This window comes from Enterobacter sp. JBIWA008, from assembly GCF_019968765.1.
Taxonomy (GTDB): domain Bacteria; phylum Pseudomonadota; class Gammaproteobacteria; order Enterobacterales; family Enterobacteriaceae; genus Enterobacter.
Genome location: NZ_CP074150.1, coordinates 17,754 through 40,182 on the forward strand (window position 1 = coordinate 17,754; position 22,429 = coordinate 40,182).

General features: G+C 50.8%; 18 protein-coding genes and 4 pseudogenes. 10 read left to right on the forward strand and 12 right to left on the reverse strand.

Going from position 1 to position 22,429, the window contains the following annotated elements:
* Position 1 precedes the first annotated feature (1 nt).
* The 9 genes from KGP24_RS23450 to KGP24_RS23490 all read right to left on the reverse strand — a co-directional run bounded on the left by KGP24_RS23450 (position 2) and on the right by KGP24_RS23490 (position 8,625).
* Positions 2–529 carry a hypothetical protein gene (locus KGP24_RS23450; protein ID WP_223563597.1) on the reverse strand — a complete coding sequence of 176 codons (528 nt, stop codon included), beginning with the start codon at positions 527–529 and terminating at the stop codon, positions 2–4.
* 18 nt (positions 530–547) lie between these two features.
* Positions 548–1,042 carry a hypothetical protein gene (locus tag KGP24_RS23455; protein WP_223563598.1) on the reverse strand — a complete coding sequence of 165 codons (495 nt, stop codon included), beginning with the start codon at positions 1,040–1,042 and terminating at the stop codon, positions 548–550.
* Positions 1,043–1,067: 25 nt separating this feature from the next.
* Positions 1,068–1,544: a hypothetical protein gene (locus tag KGP24_RS23460; protein ID WP_223563599.1), complete on the reverse strand. Its 477-nt coding sequence runs from the start codon at positions 1,542–1,544 to the stop codon at positions 1,068–1,070.
* Positions 1,545–1,646: 102 nt separating this feature from the next.
* Positions 1,647–2,147 (reverse strand): hypothetical protein, encoded by a 501-nt coding sequence (locus tag KGP24_RS23465; RefSeq protein WP_223563600.1) that lies wholly within the window; start codon positions 2,145–2,147, stop codon positions 1,647–1,649.
* A 535-nt stretch (positions 2,148–2,682) separates the two neighbouring features.
* Positions 2,683–3,174 carry an AfaD family invasin gene (afaD, locus tag KGP24_RS23470; RefSeq protein WP_223563601.1) on the reverse strand — a complete coding sequence of 164 codons (492 nt, stop codon included), beginning with the start codon at positions 3,172–3,174 and terminating at the stop codon, positions 2,683–2,685.
* Positions 3,149–5,653, reverse strand: a complete 2,505-nt coding sequence (locus tag KGP24_RS23475; protein ID WP_223563602.1) for a fimbria/pilus outer membrane usher protein — start codon at positions 5,651–5,653, stop codon at positions 3,149–3,151. The genes afaD and KGP24_RS23475 overlap by 26 nt, the downstream gene beginning before the upstream one ends.
* 41 nt (positions 5,654–5,694) lie before the next feature.
* Entirely contained in the window at positions 5,695–6,459 is a 765-nt protein-coding gene (locus KGP24_RS23480) for a fimbria/pilus periplasmic chaperone (protein ID WP_348984485.1), read from the reverse strand.
* 364 nt (positions 6,460–6,823) lie between these two features.
* Positions 6,824–7,405, reverse strand: a complete 582-nt coding sequence (locus KGP24_RS23485; RefSeq protein WP_223563603.1) for a tyrosine-type DNA invertase — start codon at positions 7,403–7,405, stop codon at positions 6,824–6,826.
* Positions 7,406–7,656: 251 nt separating this feature from the next.
* Entirely contained in the window at positions 7,657–8,625 is a 969-nt protein-coding gene (locus tag KGP24_RS23490) for an IS5 family transposase (RefSeq protein WP_223563604.1), read from the reverse strand.
* Positions 8,626–8,701: 76 nt separating this feature from the next.
* On the opposite strand from KGP24_RS23490, the pseudogene KGP24_RS23495 reads away from it, so the two are divergent.
* The 6 genes and pseudogenes from KGP24_RS23495 to KGP24_RS23520 form a co-directional block, all read left to right on the forward strand.
* Positions 8,702–8,794 (forward strand): annotated as a pseudogene (locus KGP24_RS23495) (hypothetical protein); the annotation flags it as partial.
* 115 nt (positions 8,795–8,909) lie between these two features.
* Entirely contained in the window at positions 8,910–9,212 is a 303-nt protein-coding gene (locus KGP24_RS23500; RefSeq protein ID WP_223563605.1) for a hypothetical protein, read from the forward strand.
* Positions 9,213–9,326: 114 nt separating this feature from the next.
* Positions 9,327–9,572: a hypothetical protein gene (locus KGP24_RS23505; RefSeq protein WP_223563606.1), complete on the forward strand. Its 246-nt coding sequence runs from the start codon at positions 9,327–9,329 to the stop codon at positions 9,570–9,572.
* Entirely contained in the window at positions 9,569–10,060 is a 492-nt protein-coding gene (locus KGP24_RS23510) for a hypothetical protein (protein WP_223563607.1), read from the forward strand. Before KGP24_RS23505 ends, KGP24_RS23510 begins: the two co-directional genes overlap by 4 nt.
* Positions 10,057–10,806, forward strand: a pseudogene (locus KGP24_RS23515) (tyrosine-type recombinase/integrase). The gene KGP24_RS23510 and the pseudogene KGP24_RS23515 overlap by 4 nt, the downstream one beginning before the upstream one ends.
* A 152-nt stretch (positions 10,807–10,958) precedes the next feature.
* Positions 10,959–11,261, forward strand: a pseudogene (locus KGP24_RS23520) (hypothetical protein); the annotation flags it as partial.
* A 246-nt stretch (positions 11,262–11,507) separates the two neighbouring features.
* Here the strand turns inward: KGP24_RS23520 and KGP24_RS23525 are convergent.
* A complete protein-coding gene (locus tag KGP24_RS23525; protein ID WP_223563608.1) occupies positions 11,508–12,518 on the reverse strand; it encodes a RepB family plasmid replication initiator protein in 1,011 nt (336 codons plus the stop codon).
* Positions 12,519–13,270: 752 nt separating this feature from the next.
* Between KGP24_RS23525 and sopA the strand changes: the two genes are divergently transcribed.
* Entirely contained in the window at positions 13,271–14,437 is a 1,167-nt protein-coding gene (gene sopA / locus KGP24_RS23530; protein WP_126349183.1) for a plasmid-partitioning protein SopA, read from the forward strand.
* Positions 14,437–15,402: a ParB/RepB/Spo0J family plasmid partition protein gene (locus KGP24_RS23535; RefSeq protein WP_223563609.1), complete on the forward strand. Its 966-nt coding sequence runs from the start codon at positions 14,437–14,439 to the stop codon at positions 15,400–15,402. Before sopA ends, KGP24_RS23535 begins: the two co-directional genes overlap by 1 nt.
* A gap of 550 nt (positions 15,403–15,952) precedes the next feature.
* On the opposite strand, the pseudogene umuC reads toward KGP24_RS23535, so the two are convergent.
* Positions 15,953–16,996, reverse strand: a pseudogene (gene umuC, locus KGP24_RS23540) (translesion error-prone DNA polymerase V subunit UmuC); the annotation flags it as partial.
* Between the two features lie 253 nt (positions 16,997–17,249).
* On the opposite strand from umuC, the gene KGP24_RS23545 reads away from it, so the two are divergent.
* The gene (locus tag KGP24_RS23545; RefSeq protein WP_223563610.1) at positions 17,250–19,388 is read left to right on the forward strand and encodes an AAA family ATPase; all 2,139 of its coding nucleotides are present in this window, start codon (positions 17,250–17,252) and stop codon (positions 19,386–19,388) included.
* 303 nt (positions 19,389–19,691) lie between these two features.
* On the forward strand, positions 19,692–21,125 hold the full coding sequence (locus KGP24_RS23550) for a DNA cytosine methyltransferase (RefSeq protein WP_039025476.1): 1,434 nt from the start codon (positions 19,692–19,694) through the stop codon (positions 21,123–21,125).
* A 33-nt stretch (positions 21,126–21,158) separates the two neighbouring features.
* On the opposite strand, the gene KGP24_RS23555 is transcribed toward KGP24_RS23550, so the two are convergent.
* A complete protein-coding gene (locus KGP24_RS23555; protein ID WP_022652238.1) occupies positions 21,159–22,373 on the reverse strand; it encodes a type II site-specific deoxyribonuclease in 1,215 nt (404 codons plus the stop codon).
* Positions 22,374–22,429: the final 56 nt, after the last annotated feature.

Here is a 22,429-nt window from a genome sequence, read left to right on the forward strand (position 1 = left end):
GTCAGAATGTCCAGGCTACAGCATCAATCGCCACCGGATAGGTTCCCCCGATAAGGGTCTGTAATTTACCGGTTGCTGTAACTATTGTCCCGGACACAGCCTCACTACCTTCAGGGCAAACCCGCCACTGCCCCGACAGCGGAGCGGCGTTACTTGTGATTGTTCCCTGGTTGATACACGAAGATATAAGTAAAATTTCTATTCGTTGCGTAGCATTTGCATTGTTTTTTATGTATCCACCTGAATAGCTTGGTGTTGGAAACATCTGCACAATGGTCGGGTTGAGTCTGTACGCAATTGTGCCGCCAGTAGTTTTGGCGCTCCAGACAGCCATTTGCTGATTGCCAGTATAGTTACCGGCCAGAATGTTACCGGCCGGAGTAATGCTCACGGAGGCTTCTGCCGTCCCGGCTACAATCAGATTACGGGTCACCGTCTGCTGCGTGCCCGTCAATATTCCCGCTGCCGTAGCCGACAGAGAGGCCGTCAGCAGGGTCATTATCATTAGTGACTGCTGTAATTTATTCATAAAAACCTCATTATCTTCTCAAAATGCCCAGACAACACTGTCCACCGCCATCCGGTATGCACCACTTTGTATCACCTGTGAGCGGGTCAGCCCAACGGTACCACTGATACTGCTCACGCCCTGCGGACAGACCAGCCAGTTATCCGTGAGTGTGTATGCGGTACAGTCTGCCGCGCTCAGGGTAACCTCCACCTGCCGGGTGGCGTTACGGGTATTCTTTAGGAAGCCCGAATGCAGCACTGGCGTCGGATACTGCCCGACCAGATCCGGGTTAAGCCGCCAAGCCACTGTGCCCGCCGTCACCGACGCGCTCCAGCTACCTATCACATACCCCATGCCGTAGCGGCCTGCCGGGAGCTCACTTACCGGCACCACGGACAGACTGGCCGTCCCGCTCGCATTTACGTTCAGATTACGGGTTGCCGTGACGCTGCTGCCCGTAAGGACTGCAGCCGTGCACGGTGCCGTCAGTACCGGCATCAGCAATGCCAGCAGAATTAATCCGGTTTTCATTACTTCACTCCCGACAGACTACCATTCAGGGGGTCCATGCCACCGCATCCATTGCAATCGGATAGGTGCCACCCCGAAGATTCTGTGTCAGACCGCTTTTGGTCCTTATATACCCGCTCACGCTACTTTTGCCTGCAGGGCAAACCCTCCATGTCCCAGTCAGGGTCGTGCTGCCACAGTCATGATCCACGTAGATCTCTATCTGGGCTATCGGGGAAGGAGACATCTGGATATAACCGTCAAGATACGTGGGCGTTGTATACTGCTTCACGACTGTAGGGTTCAGGCGAAACGCAATGCTCCCCACAGTGGCATTCGCCTGCCATGAGGCAAGAATCAGCCCGCCGGTTGCCAGACCTTCCAGAATGTTTGTCCGGGGCGTCAGGGTAATGGTCGCCTTACCTGTCGCCGCCAGCAGAATGACCCCGTTGTCACTCGCTGGTGCACTCTCTGTTGCTGCCTGCACGCCGGAAACCGTACACAGCCACAGCGAAACCATCATGAGGACCCTGTTTATCGCTGTCCCGCAGTTTCGTATTTTCACTGGCCAGTCCTCCTCTGCAGAAAAGTCACATTCCCCTCCCTTACGGGAGGGGACAGGACATTATTCAGCCCAGACCGCTGCATCCAGCGATACCACATAGGTATCCGCCGCCACTGCCTGCTGCACAGGAGTGGTACGGATGGTGATATCCAGGGTGCTTGCGTTGCTGTTCGCTGCGTACCATTCCGGATAGGAAGGAGACACTGTCGCAGCCGCAGTGGAAACCACATTCAGCTTATTGGCAGCACTTGCTTTACCTGAAATGGTGCGCTGGGTATTGTCAGTACCGATAACCACGCTGGCAGCAGGCGTCCAGCGGTATGCAATCTGACCACCGGTAGCGGTTGCTGTTGCACGAGCCACCAGGGTGCTGTTGTGCAGACCGGCCGTCAGGTTGGCTTCCGGGGTCACAATGATGGTGGCTGTACCGGTTTCACGGAACACCACATCACCGGTACCGGTCACAACGGATGATACCGGTGCTGCATGCGCCACACCCGCCGTACCTGCAACCAGCAGAGCAATGACAGACACGCGTTTAATGTTTTTAATAATTTCCATTTTTATAACTCCAGTTAATTTTGTTGATATTACGTTGGTGGTTTGCCGTCCTGCTGGAATAATCCCGGCGTCATCAGGACCAACAAATTACTGCCCCTCCCGAAAACTAACGGGAGAAATATAACCGGCATATTGTTATGACAACTGCCTGCTACCGGCCCCCTTAATGACGAAGGGGAAATTCTTATTACTGCTGCCGGCATAACCCGGTCATATTTATAAAACTGTTTTCCCTGGTGCTCAGTTCCTTAGCGGAAAATGCACACCTGCAAATACACACCTGAAGCTCAGAGGGTTTTACTTACACAATCCAAAATATTGACAGTTATATTCTGTCTTTCATTGCAAACTATTATTTAGGTTAGTGACAAGATAGTCGTTAGCATTAATCGCACCTGCCCTTCCCCTCCACTGAGGTGAAAAAGAGTGTCGTCAGACCTGGCGTCCGGCTGACGACAAGAGCCTTGCTATTCACGTCCCACTGTATTTTGTCTTCCCTGTGCTACTTGCCTTCCTCACAACACTGTATATCCCTTCAGGGCAGCAGAACCACCGCACGTAGCTGCAGCGGCCAGCCGTCCACCGGCAAGTCCTGCGCCCCATCCAGCTCCACGCTAAAGGTGGCACTCTGTCGGTCAGTATGAAGCACAATTCCGCGCCCCTTCTCCACGTCCGGCTGCCAGTCCTTCCCGGTAAGCCTGACGTTCATTTTGTGCGTGCTGTCCCGACGCCCCGTCAGCGTCACCTGCTGAGGTGCGCCATTCACACCACCTTCACTCCAGACACGAAAACCTGTATGTGGACCGTTGTAGACAACAGCCCCGGTGGCCAGCAGGCGCCCGTCAGGCAAACGTCCTGCTGTTTGTCCTTCCCGCATCTGCACCATCAGTTGCGGTTCATCCGCAAGACAGATTCGGCTCACCAGCAGGAGGACCAGTATCACCGCCAGGCCAGGCCAGCGTTTGCTGACAAAGGATTGCCCGTTACCCGGACCTGCGACCTCATCGACATTCGTTACGCATTTCATATATTCCGGCCTCTCCTTTCTTCGCTGGCAGCGTATAGTTCACCCGACACTGATTACCTGACCAGCGCACCGTCATTTGCCCCTGTTCAGGCAGCCCTGTCAGATACACCTGACCATCTTCCCCCACCACGCCGGCACCAACACCCTGCCCTTCAAGGGTTGCCAACGCACCATAAGGAACGACGGAGCCATCAGCACGGGTCAGACTCATCATTGCCCTGCCGCCGATACGGGTAGCAAACTTCGCCGGAATAACAGCCCCCTGTGTGGGCACCACTTTGGTGTCCGTTTGCGTAATTTCCGCATCCGGCGGTAATTCTGCCGGGTTAAGGCTGATGCTGTTTTCCTGGTAAGGACTCAGGTAAGACAGCGTGGTGTATCCCCGCCAGTCCGTTCTGACTCCCGGCCACCCACCAACAGCCACTCCGGATGCTCCGGGCGCTTCAATCAGGGCTACTGTGTCACCCAGCGGCTGACCAAAGGTCACCCCATGTTCGTGCACAACTATACCGCCTGCCGCATCCACACCCATCTGCTTCGCATTGCGGCTTTGGCTATAGTTTGCCCCTGCCTGACCGTAAGCACCGTTCCACGCCAGGCGCAGTGTGCTGTTCGTGGTATCGTTATTTGCCGCCTCCGGGCGATAACGCTGACGAACATCCCAGTACATCCGGCGATCGAAGGCTCGCCCGCTTAACCCCACCTCGTGAGTATCTCCTCCCTCGGATGGCGTGGTGTAGCGATAAGATGCAGTGGTACCACTACCCAGCAGACTGTCCAGCGGCACGCTGAACCAGAGGCTCGCCACGCGGTCCTTGCGCTGATTTCCGTCACTGTCGACGTTTTTGTTCTCCGTCCAGTTAAGGGATACTGTCGTATCCTTTATGTTGAACGAGTATCCTGCGTTCAGGGAGTCGTTATGCCCCGGACGGTTCCAGTACGTCTCCCGGGACCCGGTCAGGGTCAGGTAACCCCAGTCATTCAGTGCCTGGCTCACCGTCAGCGCAGTACGCGTCCGGCGACGGTCATTACTGCCCGTCCATGGCCTTTCAGGATTATCACGCCAAGTTTCCAGCACATCTGAAAGAGTGCTGTACCCAGTGGATGCATACTGGTAACTTGCCAGGGTAAACGTCGTGTTTGTGGACACTACCTGCTTACTGTAGCGTGCACGCCAGGTGCGGCCATTTTCCGTCTCTTCTTCGCGACGCTGTCCACGTGTCTCGGTTGCATCCACCGAGAACGCCCCCCAGTCCCCAAACGCTATCCCAAGCCCCAGCGTGCCGGCCTGATAATGCTCAGATACCTGAGCCCCCGTATAGGCCGTAAGGTTCCACGGCAAGCCGTACATGGCAGTCGCCTGGTACACCATCGGGTTATTGACCGACTTGTCTGACGGTCTGTACAGCCCGACCATCACGCTGTACTGCAGATAACCTTCACGCAGTGCAATAGCCGGCGTCTGGTAGGGCACGGTAAAGACCTGGTTACGGCCATCTGTTTCACGCACGATGACCTCAAGGTCACCGCCGGAGCCGGTCGGCGTCAGGTCACTCAGGGCAAACGGCCCTGGTGCTACCATACCGCTGTACAACAGGTAGCCGGCCTGACGCACCTCAATTCGTGCCTGAGTGCGGGCCACGCCCCGCACCACCGGGCCGTAAGAATACTGCCCCGCCGGCAGCATGCCTTCATCAGAGTTAAGCATCACCCCGCGAAACGGTACGCTGTCAAAAATCTCTGCCGGCGTGCTGCGCTCACCAAGAGTAATGCGGCTTTTAATACCGTTCAGTCCGCGCTCAGCATAGGTATATGCAGACTGCCAGCTTCCTTTACCATCCGACTTTTGCCAGGTACTGGCGTTTCTCAGTCGCCACGCGCCGGCGTTAATACCAGGCTGTAACTGCACAAAAGTTGTGTCTGTTTTTTCGTTCTGCCCGTCACCGGACAACTCCGAGCGGCTAGTGTTTGCCTGCCAGTTCAGCAGCAGGGCCGGCACCCCGTCATTCCACAGCGATTCAGCAGCAATCCCCTGAAGGCGGGGGCGTAGGGAAACCTGTGGAATCAGCAGATTCAGCTCCTGACTATTAAAGTCATAGTCCGTGCGGGCTTGCGGAATAACAGAGATATCCGCGCAGGCTACCGCCTTCCCCTCACCTGACAGGGAGGGGAATGATTCCGTTTTTACGCCATAGCGCGACAATTGCTCAGGAGTCAGGCAGGGCACCAGTACGGGCTTGCCTGACGCATCTTTCCCCTGGGTGAATACCACATCCCGCGTATCCACTCGTTCACCGTTCAGCTTAATGTCCACCGGGTAGGTGCCCGGCAACTGCCCGCCTTTCTCAAAAAGCGAAACATCAGCATTTGCTGCCGCAGCCCCCTCCAGCAGCGAAGCATCAAAACTGTACTCACGCGCGACGGACTGCCCCGCCAGACACGCAAGACTTACAGCCAGCGCCGGACGTGAAATCTTCATTCCCTGCTCCTCAGGTTTACCTTCCGTTCACTGGCTGCTGACTACTGCAGCGTCGCCTGAAAATCGCGGCTGTCACCGCCGTAATCAGTGATAACCTTCCACTGCACCAGACCGGATGCTCCGGCAGGTAGCGAGAAATTTTTCTCCCCGCGCGGCGCGATGTAATCGAGATTCTCAACCTTGCGCCCACCTACCTTCACATCCTTCAGGTTCATGTAGTAAGGTGTCGGGTTAATAACCTTCAAGTGTCCCCCATCCCGCTTCCATGTCAGCTTGTCTGCCGAATCTGATACATCCCCCTTAATGGAAGACGGACGCAGGAACAGTTTGATGCAGCTGTTAATACGAAGCTGAACCTCAAGTGTCGCTTCTTTAGGTGCCTGAGTTTTACCGTCCTTATCCTGCCCCCACACGTCTTCCGGTTTAGGAGGCACGCCGGTAATGCATACCCAGGAAAGGCTTTCGCGATCCTGCGGGAAGCCCCCTCCGGTCCGCACAACGCGAACGCGGCTCTGCTGATTTCCGTCCAGTCGGAATAGTGGTGGCGTAACCATGTACGGCGCCTTGCTTTGCTTGTCTTCACCGTAAACCTGCGTCTGCACCAGGATTGGGTAATCCTGAGGGTTGATGACGGGCAGCGTGGCACCAGACGAATCTGGGTTGTAAACGATACGTGTGGCGCCGAGCTTTACGGAAAATGACTTCGTATTCGTATTAATTTTTTGCTCTTCAGCCAGAGAAGTACCGGAGAGCAGCATAAGCGTCACGGTCAGTCCGGTAAGGGTTGCGCGCCTGGAAGATTTCACATTCACCTCTCGTCTCTTAACATCGCTGAGTGTCATTACTGGTTACCAAACTTTACATTTAGGACCATTTTGACAACCTTGGTAAAATGCTGGAATAATAAAAATAAAAAACAATATTTAGTAATTAACTCTAAATATTTGCATTTATTTAGTGGAATGTTCCAGTTGGTGAGGATTGAAGGATTCTGTAGCAAAGAGGAGATGTGATTTCGGAAGGTAATAATAACGAACTGTAAGAGTATTCCTATGAGGTGCAAATAATAAAATTTAGAATTATCAATAATATAAAGCGTTGTGTTTTATGTTTGTTGAAGTTTTATTGAGCAAAGATGACATGTTCACTATGATAGTTGTCAGTTTGGTCCTAAATGTAACCCTTACTGTTTGTTTTTTTTGCCCAAACATATCTGAATCGTGCAGGATTACTGGCCGTATAACGTACTGTGTGGCGGATGTTTTTGTGCCCAAGGTAATCCTGAATCAGCCTAGTATCAATTCCTCTGTCTGCTAGGGCAAACCCGCAGGCATGCCTGAGCATATGCGGATGCGACGGTACTTCCACCCGAGCTCTCTCGCCCAGCATCCTAATTATCTGATAGATCCGCTGGCGGGTGAGGGGTTTTCCCTGTCGGGACAGGAACAGCCAGTCGCTGTCAGCACCTCGCATGGAGCGACGGACATCCAGCCAGAGCCGGATAGCCTCTTTTTCCTCCTCCAGAAGGGGATGAATGGTGCAGAATCCTTGTTTCAGACGGTTGATCCGCAAGCTTCCCTCTTTCAGGCTCAGGTCTGAAAGCTGCAGATTTCGCAACTCTGTGACTCGAAAACCGTGAATAAAACTCATGTAAAGGAGACAGTAATTACGTTCAGGGCTGCTGTTGTTTTTTGCCGCAGCAAGCATGTCTTCGACTTCGGCAGCAGTGAGATATTTTCGTTTAGGTGGCATGAATCGTTCTCCTGTTAAATAGTGATGTCCCTTATCATAAGGACTTCGCAAACGGAGTATTATGCAGGGAGGTGGAAAGGGATCAACCTGAAAGGCAAATCAATGATGAAATCATGATTTCAGAATGAATAAATATTCATAGATAATTCCTATCTGACTGACTAAGAATTCGGGATGTCAGCCACTATAAAAACGTGGCTTTGTTGAATAAATCAGATTTCGGGTAAATATCTCCGTAGCGGGTTGTGTTTTCAGACAATACGCACGCTTTCAGGCATACCTGCTTTCGTTATTTTGTTCAACGCTCGCACCATGGCCATAGCCTCCGCAACCTGACCATCGTAGTCACGCAGTGTCAGTGAACCGCCGAACAACTGTTTTACCCGGTACATCGCCGTTTCCGCTATCGAGCGACGGTTATAATCTGTTGTCCATTTCCACCGCGCATTACTCCCGGTCAGTCGTTGATTAGCCACTGCACGGTTACGGTCTGCGTATTCACCAGGCCAGTAACCCGCGCCTTTTCGGGGCGGGATAAGCGCGCTGATTTTCTTACGCCTCAGTTCATCGTGACAGAGCCGGGTGTCGTAGGCCCCATCTGCCGCTGCTGCCCTGATTTTCCTGTGAGTCTGTCGGATAAGACCCGGGAAGGCTTCTGAGTCCGTGACGTTGTTCAGCGACAGGTCTGCGCAGATGATTTCATGTGTGTTGCTATCAACAGCCAGATGCAGCTTTCGCCAGATACGACGGCGCTCTTTGCCGTGTTTTTTGACTTTCCATTCACCTTCACCAAAAACTTTCACCCCGGTGGAATCAATCACCAGATGCGCGATTTCACCCCGGGTGGGAGTTTTGAAACTGACATTGACCGATTTCGCCCGCTTGCTGACACTGCTGTAATCCGGGCAGCGCAGCTGAACATTCATCAGGGCAAAAACGGAATCTATAAAACCCTGCGCGGCTCGCAGGGTGAGCCGGAATACGCGTTTAATCACCAGAACGGTGGTGATGGCCAGGTCAGAATAACGCTGAGGTCTTCCCCGGGATGAAGGCGTTGCCGACTCATACCAGGAATGAATCGCTTCATTGTCCAGCCAGAAAGTGAGGGAGCCACGGTTGATAAGGGCTTTGTTGTAGATGGACCAGTTGGTGATTTTGAACTTTTGCTTCGCTACGGAACGGTCTGCGTTGTCGGGAGGATGTGTGATCTGATCCTTCAACTCAGCAAAAGTTCGAATTATTCAACAAAGCCCCTCTGCCCTGCTCCGTTATCTGGCGCGAAGGGGCAAATATTGCCGCGTTGCTTATTCCCTCACCGTGGTATACTTCCGGAAAGTTGTTATACGCCAGAAATTCGGCTCACAACCAAACGGGCATCCGGTAATTTAACGGCGTGGCTATATTCTGGGTTATTATCACATGAGAAATGATTACAGCAGGGTAATGCAACGACAATCATCATCAGGGATGTCACAAAAATAATAATCATAAGTGACTGTTGCACATGAACACATCTTCCCATGAAAGCGAGCGCGTTCCGGTTTCACTTGAAACCGTCTGGCGGGCACTGACCGCCCTCGGTCATCAGCGGCTCTGGCTCCGCCCTCCGGATGAGCGAAGTGTGAACACCTGGCTGGTTGTCACCTGGGGCGGCCTGACGGTGGCAGAACGTATCCGGGCCTCCGGCTCCTGGTGGCTGACCGGGGATGCGAATGCCATCTACACCAATCCGGAACGGATCGTCCCGGACGGGCTGGAAGAGCTCACCTGGCTGTCGGTGCAGCGGCGAATGAAGGACGGATTCTGAAGCCTATCGGGGACAAGCGGCAGGGAGGGATTTCTCAGCTAAGGAATAATCATGGGTAATGTCATAACGGATACAGAACAGATGAAAACAGTTGTGCTGGGTGTTTCGGCCTGAATGCCAGTGATCTCAACCCTTTCCGGAGGTGTGCTGGCTGGCGGTGTTGCATTACTGGTGAGCTGGGTAAATCACCGTTACGCACGTGAACGTGAAGCCACTGCAGCAGCGGAACGTCTGCGACATGAGCAGAAACTCACTGAGGACAAACGCCAGGAGGAGCTTCTCTACATCACCACTGAGCTGGTTTTTACCCTTGAAATATTTGCTGAAGAATGTGCCAGAGTGGCAGATGACATCTGGTGAGCCAGATGAAAGGGGGGGGGGAATATCGACCCACAACAAAGACACCAGAACTGGAGATTTCAGATATCAAGGGTGACTGGCGAACGCTTCCTGCACTGATAATGTATCGGATCCGCGAGCTGCCGGTCCTGATGAATGAAGCGCTCCGGAATATTTCAGCAGCAGCGGAAAATGACTGGGCCCCTGATTATACGGAGAGTTTTCAGGAGAGGCAGTACCAGTATGCACGTCTGGGGCTGAAAGCCCTGACCCTCGCCCGACGCCTGCGTCAGCTGGCTTGTTTGCCGGGGACCCGCCTTGATGCCACTGAGTGGTCTGCACAGCCTGTACTCTGGCGGAGATGGCGCCTGGAGCGTAATCGTCGTTACCAGCAGCGTATTCTGCGTGAGCGCGAACTGGCCACTTTTCAAATCGCAAATAACCAACATAACCAGAATCACGGACAGCATGATAAACCTGCAGGTCCGGATCACGGTGACACCCCATGATGCCGTTTGTTCCCGCCCAGAGCGTTTCGTTTTCCGCAGCTCAGCTGCCGGTGGCCATCGATTATCCGGCCGCGCTGGCACTGCGCCAGATGGCGCTCGTTCAGGACGAACTGCCGAAATACCTGCTGTCGCCGGAAGTGAGCGCCCTGCTCCACTACGTGCCCGATCTTCACCGTAAGATGCTGCTGGCCACCCTGTGGAACACCGGCGCCCGTATTAACGAAGCACTGGCACCGCCCTACCCGTTCTTGCAGCTGGCCACGCTCAAACAGCGCGCAGAAAAAGCAGCCAGAACGGCCGGACCTGCTCCAGCCGGTAGACAGCCTCATCGTATCGTTCCGCTTTCCGACCCGCAGTATGTCAGCCAGCAGGAAATGATGGTGGCCACCTTGAAAATTCCGCTGGAGCGACGTAAAAAACGCACCGGCAGAACCGAGAAGGCACGGATCTGGGAAATCACAGAAAGGACGGTCAGGACCTAGATAAATGAAGCAGTTGATGCGGCTGCCGCCGACGGGGTGACCTTCTCAGTGCCGGTGACGCCACACACGTTCCGCCACTCCTACGCCATGCACATGCTGTATGCTCGCATTCCACTCAAGGTGCTGCAGAGCTTAATGGGACACAAATCGAGCAGCTCGACGGAAGTTTATACGAGGGTATTTGCACTCAATGTTGCTGCCAGACACAGGGTACAGTTTTCAATGGCAGAGGCTGATGCTGTTGCAATGATGAAAACCAGATAACTTAAATTTTCAGTATTTACAGATAGTTGTAACGAAACCAACTTATTCTATAATAAATTAATCTTGCGTTACGTGAAAACCGACAGGGTTCCAGGGGATCACAGGCCGGAATTCACGTAGAGCACTTTACCTCTTCTTCGTTTCTTACCTTTTTGTTCCGATCCTGTTCATACGGGCATTACCCCATTTCACCAGAACGCATTTCACTGTTGCCGATAGCCCATGGGGTCGACTTTGCAACCGCGGTCGCACTCATAAGGATGGCCACCTTAACCGGCCCCCCCCTGGCTTACCTCCTCGCCTCTGAAGTGAAAGCCCTGCTCTTCCATATGCCGGATCTGCGCCATTACATGCTGTTCTCCACTGTCTGGAAAACCGTTGTGCAGCTCGGTGAATCCGGTATGCTGACCCCGGAATCCTTTGATCTCGACGGGTTAAGACCCTTTGTGAAAATACCGGGCTCAGGACATCCGGTCTGATGCACAATATTGACTGAGTGATGAAGGGACACATATCGCAGTGAAGATGTTCAGCAGACTGCCCGCTCTTCCACGCATCGCAGTCAATATCAATACCCCAGTAGCCATATTCGCATATTGCAGTCAAGGCAAGCAAAACCTAAAAGGGATGATGAATCTGTATAAATTGACTGTGGTATGCAGATCGCATACCACAGTCAACAAATCCTAAAACAGCATACCTCAGTCATTTTCCGGTTTCACGCTGCCGAGCGCTTTTGCCAGTTTCTGAGGATCAATACCTGCAGCCTTCAGGGCTTTAATCACTTCGTCATAGTTCTGCTCAGGTACTTCCTCTTCCGGCTCACGGGGAACAACGACCTTGCTACTGATGAGTTTCGGATTACGGTAATGTACGCTGAAGTAGGTGGCCCGGCCGCGTTTGAATTCGGTGTAATCCAGATAGCCGATATCCTTCAGCTGCGCCATAGCTTTGCGCACCGTGTGGTTCTGCGTGTAGATGTTAGACGTCAGGTTGAGTCTGTCTCGCATACGCTTCATGGAGATTGGGGCCGGATTCTGCGGCAGGCTTTCGATGTAGGTATAGAGTGCCTGTGCGGACTCCTTGCGCTGCAGGGCATCGATAGCCTTCAAACGCAATAGGACCCGCCTGTCCATCTGATAAAGCTCAAAGAGCTTGGGCTCCGCCCTGATCTCCACGACATCGGCAGTGATGTCGTAATAGGCAGACTGAACTAGGTGCGTAGTCCACCCTTTCGTTTCACTCTGAAACTTGAGGGTTACGGATGCCAGCTTGAACAGGGAGTTGCTTATCCTGTCGCGCATTTTCTTGTTAGAGCGCCGGGAGTCAAAGCCACACATTTTAACGAACTCAACAAAAGACAGCTTGAGAGTGTCATCCTTGACGCCAAAATCATACATTGAACGGATGATTCCAAGCCAGACTTTGAAGTCCGTATCCATATCGAGGCGCGATCCGGTGATCATGACATCGGTATACCCTTCACTGCGAGCAATGGACAACTGTACGAGCTCCTCAGTCGCATCCGTGACGTTTTTGCGGTTCGTCTTACTCCTGGAGGTCGATTTCAGTGTAGGAACGAACAGACCAAGCCTCATGAGTGCAACAGGCTGAACAGTACTGGCGCTGTTGACATCCAGCTTAACAACTTCGCCCGTTGTCTTGTTGACCTCCTGAAGATTCAGGGGTAACTCATTATTTTCCATAGCCATTTTATTAACCCGCGGTTATCCACAAAGGAAAGTATATACGCATATCACAGTCAACGGAAATACATACCCCAGTTAATACAATTGCATACCGCAATAGGTGATCCCGCACACAACAGTCAACATACTACACACCACAGTTAATGAAGATAGTCTCCGAGCCCAGGCGCAACGGTGCGCTGCACGATCCGGGGATCTCTTTTTGATCTCACTATGATCTCCTTGAGGATCAATTATTGGATCGAAATATGGAATAACTACCAGCATCCCGTACATATGGACTACTGACATGACACAATACGAATCCTGGTACAACCACCCGGTAATACAATACCCGGAAAGGCAATAATCTTGACTGTGATATGCAGAAAAATGTATTCCATTGCCCTTCCCTGTTCCTGTTCCTGTTCCTGTTCTGCTTCATGCCGCAGTCAATAATCTACATACTGTAGTCAATTTCTCACCATTCAGAACCATCCGCTGGATCTTCGCTAGCTTCAGAGCGTCAGCCACACCTTGTAAGTACGCAGTAATTCCTCTTCCTCGACGCATGCGCCTGCGTGCACATGTTTTCTGCGGCGAGCGGATAATATTGACTGAAGTATGCGGCAGACTTTCAGGTGGATGCTGAACTGAGCACGGCTACATTTTGATCAGCTTTGCAATTTTTAAGCTGGTTTGCAATTTTAATGTTGCTTTGCGTTTTTCATCAAGATTTAATATATTAATGCAAAGTTGATGACAAGGAACAGAGAATGGGACTGATGGAAACGCTTGACCAGTGTATTAAGGTCGGTCATGAAATGACGAAAGCTATCGCGATTGCACAGTTTAACGATGATAGTCCGGAAGCTAGGAAAATTACCCGTCGCTGGCGGGTGGGTGAGGCCGCCGATCTGATTGGCGTTTCTTCTCAGGCAATCCGTGATGCAGAAAAAGCAGGACGCCTTCCACATCCTGATATGGAAATGCGTGGACGGGTGGAGCAGCGGGTGGGCTACACCATTGAACAAATCAACCATATGCGGGATGTATTTGGCACCCGTCTGCGCCGTCCTGATGACAGCGTTCCGCCTGTTATTGCGGTGGCAGCACATAAAGGGGGTGTCTATAAGACATCGGTATCTGTCCACCTGGCACAGGATCTGGCGCTGAAAGGGCTGAGGGTACTGCTTGTCGAAGGGAATGATCCTCAAGGCACAGCATCCATGTACCACGGCTGGGTCCCTGATTTGCATATCCATGCCGAAGACACACTGTTGCCTTTTTATCTCGGTGAGCGCGATGATGCAGCCTATGCCGTCAAACCCACCTGCTGGCCAGGTCTCGACATCATTCCGTCATGCCTGGCTTTACACCGCATTGAAACAGAGCTCATGGGAAGGTTTGACGACGGAAAACTCCCGACAGAACCCCACATGATGCTTCGTCTGGCCATCGAAACGGTGGCTCATGACTATGATGTCATTGTTATCGACAGTGCACCGAACCTCGGTATTGGTACCATCAATGTTGTCTGTGCTGCGGATGTACTCATCGTGCCAACGCCAGCAGAGCTATTCGATTACACCTCTGCCCTTCAGTTTTTTGACATGCTGCGCGATCTGTTAAAAAACGTGGATCTGCAGGGTTTTGAACCTGACGTCAGAATTCTTCTAACCAAGTACAGTAATAACAATGGCTCACAGTCACCTTGGATGGAAGAACAAATCCGCGATGCGTGGGGAAGCATGGTACTAAAAAACGTTGTACGCGAGACCGATGAAGTCGGTAAAGGTCAGATCCGTATGAGAACTGTGTTTGAGCAGGCTATCGATCAACGCTCGTCTACAGGAGCATGGCGAAATGCGCTGGCTATCTGGGAGCCTGTCTGTAATGAAATTTTTGATCGCCTGATTAAACCTCGCTGGGAGATCAGATAATGAAACGTGCTCCAGTTATTCCAAAACATACAGTAAAAGATATTCACACCGAAACTGAGCCGTCAGCGGCACCCGCAGCTCCGATGGTTGATTCATTAATTGCGCGGGTGGGAGCCATGGCCCGCGGGAATGCCATTCTGCTTCCAGTTTGCGGCCGGGAAGTGAAATTTATTCTGGAAGCCATCCCAGGCGAGAGTGTTGAAACGGCATCGAGAGTCTGGTCAGGTAATGAACGTGACCAGGAACTACTGACCGAAGACGCGCTTGATGATCTGATCCCCTCTTTCATACTGAGTGGTCAGCAGACACCTGCGTTCGGACGACGGGTAGAAGGTGTCATTGAGATTGCAGATGGTAGTCGCCGTCGTAAAGCCGCCATACTGACATCATCGGATTATCGTGTTCTCGTCGGGGATCTCGATGATGAACAGATGATGGCTTTATCACGGCTGGGTAATGATTACCGCCCTGTCAGCGCTTATGAACGGGGCAACCGCTATGCACAGCGGTTGGAAAATGATTTTAATGGCAATATCTCTGCTCTGGCTGAAGCTGAGAATATTTCCCGTAAAATCATCACGCGTTGCATCAACACGGCCCATTTGCCAAAATCAGTGGTTGCCCTGTTTACTCATCCTGGTGAACTTTCCGCCCGCTCTGGGGAGGCTCTGTACAAAGCATTTTCGGGAAAAGAAGCTTTATTGTTGCAACGGACACAACAGCTTCATGAGCAAAAGAAAGCGGGTGTTATATTTGAATCCGAGGAAGTTATTGGTTTACTGACGGATGTTCTGAAAGAGCCATCAGGTAGAAAAGTTAACCTTAATACCCGTCATCAATTTGTACCTGGTGCGACAGCTCTATACAAAGGCGATAAGGTAATTTTTAATCTCGATAAATCTCGTTTACCTGCCGAGTGTATCGAGAAGATAGAAAGTATACTGCGCGACTTACAAAAAGTTTAGCCTGTTTAATGATACAAGCGAGCGTTATCATTAATTTCCAATATCTTTAATGCGTTACATGCTGCTTCGGAATATATACATCCGGAGCAGCTATTCTCTGCACTATAGCCCTGTGTTGTTAAAAAGGTCTGATTTCTTCTCCCAACCTGATTGTTACCACAATCTAAGATCTAGTACCTGCTACTTTTTCTTAACCAGTTCCACGGTTTTGCATATCAGAACTCAGACGGTAACCCATCCCGGAATACTGATTCCACACATCGGATTTAACTGGGACCACGGTCCCATCTCCTACTTGCGTGGCAGAACTCACCCGTCAACCCCGCCCTAAATGCCAATTCCACACATCGGATTTAACTGGGACCACGGTCCCACTCTGTTCAGCTGTTTCTATCACAATACCGACTTTGAGATGTTACAGTGATTCCTGTATTCGGTGCGTAAGAAGATTGTGTTCGTTTTGTTCCATGGTGCTTCCTCGCTCACTCGCGTGCTTCGCCCTGTCGTTCGGCTGCGGCGAGCACTACTGGCTCTCTCTGAAAGGCAAAATTTAACTGATCCTCGCAATGGGGATATCTTTCCAGCGGGTGGTGTACGCAGGGGAGAGCATATCGCGTTTCATCTGCCAAGAAGGTGCAATCCCTCGTCCGGCAAACCAGAGTTGTCCCAGACCGGAATGATTAATGCCATCGAGAACCTTCATCAGCTCAGCGCTGTGAGGACGTGGCGGACGTTCGTCGAACAGCTGCAACTGCGAAATGCCGGAGCCGGTGAAGTCATTCAGCATCACACCGGCTTTGGCATACCGGTGCCCGTCCTTCCAGATCCGCTCCAGAGCCGTAGTGGCGGCCGCAATGATGTCCCGGGTGTCCTGAGTGGGGGTAAGCAGTTTCTCCGTGGCCACGTTGCCGTAGTAAGGCTCTTTAACGGCGAACGGAGACGTTTTGATGAATACGGAAATATGCCGGCAGTACTGGTGCTCTTTCCGCAGCTTTTCAGAGGCCCGCTCTGCGTACTGACAGACAGCCTGGCGGAGCGAATCGTATTCAGTGATCTTCTCGCCAAAACTGCGGCTGCAGACAATCTGTTGTTTAGTAGGCGGTGCTTCTTCAAGCGACATGCAGCTTTCCCCGTTCAGTTCGCGCACTGTTCGCTCGAGAACGACGGAGAAATTTTTCCGGATGAAGGCCGGGTTCGTCAGGGCCAGATCAAGCGCGGTCCTGATGCCAAGAACATTGAGCTTGCGCGCAATACTGTTTCCCACGCCCCAGATCTCTTCGACCGGCTGCAGTGAAAGCAGTTTCCGCGTTCGCTGAGGATTCCCCCGGGTCAGGGCGAGCACGCCACGAAACTGTTTCCACTCCTTTGAGGCCCACTGGGCTGATTTTGCCAGGGTTTTCGTCGGCCCGGCACCCACGCCGATGGTCAGACGGGTACAGTCATACACGTGCTGGCGCAGCTGCCGGCCGAAGTCCTCCAGGTCCATGCAGTGCTCAACGCTGGTCAGGTCGAGGAACATCTCGTCAATCGAATACTGTTCCACCCTGGGGGCCAGCTCCTCCAGGCAGTTCATGACGCGCGCTGACATCGAGGCACTTATGTGGAATAGAAAATCAATATAAATAATGCATGCTTTAAAAGATTACTATGAACTAAAAGCATACGTCCGAAATTGTTACCATATCTCAAGATTCACAACTAATAATTTCGTATATTAATCCTCCAGGGCAGGTAGTCAGCTATCTGTTTGGCTTCCCTGATGCGATGGTAAAATGAAAAGACCACCGTTATGGGTTTAATAAAAAGATGCAGTCTTCTCCAGCTCAGCATGTTAGAAGGATTTTTCAATGGATGTTGAAATCAACTACTGCAATAACATAGATAACGCTTGCATTACACTCTCTGAAAATAAACTTAACATTAAGTTCGCTCCAAATGGCACGGGTAAAAGCACCATATCACGTGCCGTTTTGCACAGTGTTTCTCGTGATGTCGCTGGTCTTAACAGTCTGCTACCTTTTAAGTTTCGAGCAGCGAATCCCGACGAATTTCAGCCCAGTGTAACGGGAACAGAGCAAATTCAGGATGTAATGTGCTTTGATGAAAAGTACGTATCTCAGTTCACATTTCAGCCTGATGAACTGATTAGTAACAGCTTTGACATCTTTATCAAAACAGAAGCCTACAACCAAACGGAGCGAGAGATCGACTCGATGGTAATGGCAATCCGGCAGGAATTCAGTGGTAATGATGAGCTTGAGCTATTTATTACACATCTTCAGGAGCTTAGTGGTGCGTTCAAGCTGACAAGCAAGGGCTTATCTAAAGCCTCTACGGGGATGAAGGGGTTGGCAGGGGGTAACAAGCTTCAGCATATTCCCTCCGGGCTAGAGCCTTATCAGCCATTTATTCAGAGTCCTCGTAATGTAGAGTGGATCGAGTGGCAGACCAAAGGGTATGAAAATTTCTGCTCACTCTCTGAGGGATGCTGTCCTTTCTGCACAGGTGATTCTCACGAAAAAGCAGAACAAATTAGCAAAGTAAGCGCTGAATATGACAAAGCAGTGATCAAAAATCTGGTTGGTATCATCACAGTACTTGATAAATTAGGCGAGTATTTTTCCGAAGCCGCACGCTCCCGTCTGAGGGAAATAACGACGTTACAGGGAGGATTGGAGAAGAAGCATGAAGACTATCTTGTTACCGTAAAGCAGCAGACAGAAAATCTTCTGGCCATGCTCTTAACATTAAAAACCCTGAACAGTTTTACTTTTAACGACGCCGGAAATATTCGTGCCTCTTTAGCCTCTTTTCGTTTGGATGTGAAGTATTTTTCCGAGCTGCAATCTGATAAAACTCTTGCAACAATTGGGCGACTGAACGCCTCGTTAGATAGCCTCATTTCCCAGGCTGGTTTGCTGCAGGGGCAAATCAACAAGCAGCGCGCTGGCATGCAGCGGCTCATTCAGAAACACAAGAAGGATATCAACACTTTTCTGGCATATGCGGGTTACCGCTATCAGGTAGATATATCTGGCGATGGAGAACAGTGCCGTCTTAAGCTTCGCCATGTCGACTATACCGACTATCTCAGTGGAGGTAGCCAACATTTGAGCTACGGCGAGCGTAATGCCTTTTCGATCGTTCTTTTTATGTACGAATGCCTGGCTCGTAAGCCCAACCTGATTATTCTCGATGATCCTATCTCTTCGTTTGATAAAAACAAAAAATTTGCCATCCTAGAAATGTTGTTCCGCCGTGACTCATCTGAGTGTTTGAAAAACCAGACGGTACTGATGCTTACACATGACGTTGAGCCAATCATCGATACTCTGAAGTCGGTGAAGAAGTTGTTTAGTAACCAGGTTACTGCATCCTATTTACGTTATAGCACTGGCACGATAACTGAATTACCTATCCGCGAAAGCGATATTCTGACGTTTGCCCAAATCTGCAAAGTGGTTCTCGAATCCGACTGTGATGACCTGATCAAGCTCATTTATCTTCGCAGGCATTATGAAATCATGGACAATCGAGGTGATGTTTATCAGGTACTTTCTAACTTGTTTCACCGCCGAGAGGAACCAATCGACACACGCCTACCTCTGATTGAAGGAACAGGGTACCCGATGATGGACCCGGAGAGCTTCCTTAATGGATGCTGTTTAATCACTAAAAATATTTTTGGTTTTGATTACCCCCATACGCTGAGCTTGCTGAATGATCCTGACAAAATTCTGTCGTTATATCGAAGCTGCACGAATGGCTATGAAAAACTTCAGGTGTTCCGACTACTGGAACCTGAGGCCGATAACCGTGTCATTCGCAAGTTTGTGAATGAAACCTATCATATTGAAAACGAGTTTATCTGCCAACTAGACCCCACACGATTCGATCTTATCCCGGAATACGTTATTGTTGAATGTGACAGGCTGCTCCTTAATATCGGGGCGTCGAACGATGATGCTGAACTGGAAACGGCCTGAACGTATGGTCTAGATGTAACTCTTCTTAGCAGTGAAGGTGAGTAGTAATACTCACCTACCTGGATCTCCAATTCAATTGAGCCTGCTGATAAGCAGGCCTTTTTGGCGAGACACAGAAGCCTATAAAGTTGGGACATGCGAGACATGGCGCTTTTTATGCCGCCAGATAGTATCTTTCTGGTCCTGTAATGACAAAAAGCTGATTTCCGTTAACAATAACCCTGTTTAAATATCCAGATAAAAACATTTCCTCTGGGTCAAATGAGTGATACAGTTTCACCCATAAGACCCAATGGAGGCAATATGTCTGAATTTGAATTACTGGCGCAGGATCTGCTTGAGAAAGCAGAGGCGGAAGAACAACTGCGACAGGAAAATGATAAAAAGCTGCTCGGGCAGGTGCTGGAAATCTATGACCAGAAGTACGTGGCTGAACTGCTTAGAAAAGTTGGTAAAAATGAGTGGAGTCGCGAGACTCTTAATCGCTGGATTAATGGTAAGTGCTCACCTAAGTCGCTGACGTTAGCCGAAGAGGAACTTCTACGAAAAATGCTTCCGGAAGCGCCTGCACATCACCCTGACTATGCCTTCCGGTTTATTGACCTGTTTGCTGGCATTGGAGGTATACGGAAGGGCTTCGAAACCATCGGTGGCCAGTGCGTTTTTACCAGTGAATGGAATAAAGAGGCTGTGCGCACATATAAAGCTAACTGGTTTAACGATGCTCAGGAACACACTTTCAATCTCGATATTCGGGAAGTCACGCTCAGTGATAAACCTGAAGTACCTGAAAACGATGCCTATGCTTACATTAATGAGCATGTGCCGGATCATGATGTACTTCTGGCAGGTTTCCCCTGTCAACCGTTCAGCCTTGCGGGTGTAAGCAAGAAAAACTCGCTCGGGCGCGCGCATGGTTTCGAATGTGAGGCTCAGGGAACGCTTTTCTTCGATGTGGCGCGTATTATCCGCGCAAAAAAACCTGCCATCTTTGTTCTTGAAAACGTTAAAAACCTGAAGAGCCATGACAAGGGTAAAACCTTTAAAGTCATCATGGATACCCTCGACGAACTGGGCTATGAAGTTGCGGATGCAGCTGAGATGGGCAAAAACGATCCTAAAGTTATCGACGGAAAGCACTTTTTACCTCAACACCGAGAACGTATCGTTTTGGTCGGTTTCCGTCGTGATCTGAATATTCACCAGGGCTTTACCCTGCGCGATATTAGTCGTTTTTATCCGGAACAGCGTCCGTCATTTGGCGAACTGCTGGAACCCGTGGTTGACAGCAAATATATACTGACGCCGAAACTCTGGGAGTATCTCTATAACTACGCCAAAAAGCACGCAGCTAAGGGTAACGGATTCGGTTTTGGCCTCGTTAATCCTGAAAATAAAGAAAGCATTGCCCGTACGCTTTCTGCTCGCTATCACAAAGACGGGTCTGAAATTCTGATAGACCGTGGCTGGGATATGGCCACAGGTGAAACAGACTTCGCGAACGAAGAAAATCAGGCGCATCGGCCCCGCAGGCTGACTCCACGAGAGTGCGCGCGCCTTATGGGTTTTGAAAAAGTAGATGGCAGGCCTTTTCGCATTCCTGTGTCAGACACTCAGTCGTACAGGCAGTTCGGTAACTCCGTAGTGGTGCCCGTGTTTGAAGCCGTAGCCAAACTGCTTGAACCTTATATCCTGAAAGCGGTTTATGCCGATTCGTGCAAGGTTGAACGAATCTGATCGCTCCTCCCGGTATTTATGCCGGGAGATTATCTATGGAATATCTGCGTAAAGCCCTGTCAGCTCAGCAATAAACGCACCTAGCGTCATTAGCTCAGCTCTCACCGCCTCCGGGTATTTTTTGTGCAGAGATGATGGCACGACCAGTCTGACACCCGACTCCCGCATCTCCCGATATTGAGCCAGAGAAACTCCCTCCTGGAGTGTAAACAGATGCACCTGATGAATTTTATCGGCCTCATTCAGTATCTGACGCCAGCGATCCTTACAGGTAGTCTTGACTGCCAGCATGCGCAGATTTTCTACGGGAAACTCAGTATCGTGGTAAGCCCCTGCGGAAGGGAAAAGGAAATCGGGTTTTTTATTACCTTCTGTGACGGCCTGCGTCGCAAAGTGTCGCAGGCCGTGCTCAATGAATAGATGCTCCAGGTGCAGTTCCAGCGACTTCCCGGCTCTGGATTTACGGCGATTGCTGACAGAATTGGCCAGCGCAATAAATTCATCCACAGAGCCAAATCCTTTCCGGATGATATCCAGAACATGCAGTTCCTCAACCAACAGAAATATGTCGTACTCCACGCGCCGGCGGTCAAGAAGTTGCTCATCCGGATCAAGGGAATTTTTCACATAATGGCTGGCTGCATACTGAATAATTTCACTTCCCGACGGAAAGCGCAGGTGCCAGTCTTCAGGTAGAATATATTTATGATTTACTGGCGCTTGCTGTAGAGATAGTCCGCCAAGAATCTGTCCTGCGGGGCCGGATATAAGCGCTCCGGGTATAACTTCACCAATAGCGGTCTCAATGACGTCCTCTTCATCAGTGCTGGCGCATACCCAAATATTTACTTCCTTACAGTCCCCCCCTTGCTCATCAAGCTTGAAAGCCAGGAGCGTCAGAGCCCCTGTATTTTCAGGATCCTGAAGTGGGCTGCCTCTACCCCAGCGGGTAATCCTTTTTTCATTCCGGGTTTTACCAAAATGACGGCTGTTATAATAAATTGCCCGGGCTTCGCTGTCAGGGCAATCATGCGATGACACATGTGCGGTGAGAAAAACCGAAGGGTTCAGTTCACGGGTATGGTTGATAGACGGAAACAGTTTTTCAACGATACCTGAAGGGATATAAAGCCCTACCTGGTGACCACCTGTTGCGCCGGTATCGTTGGCGGAAAGGCGTTTGATGTAGACGAAGTAATTCTCACATGCGATCTCAAGTAGCCAGTTGTGGAAAACCGACATAAGCATCCCCTGTTACCCTGAAACTCTACTCACCATTTTTTCATAATTATATACAAACAGCC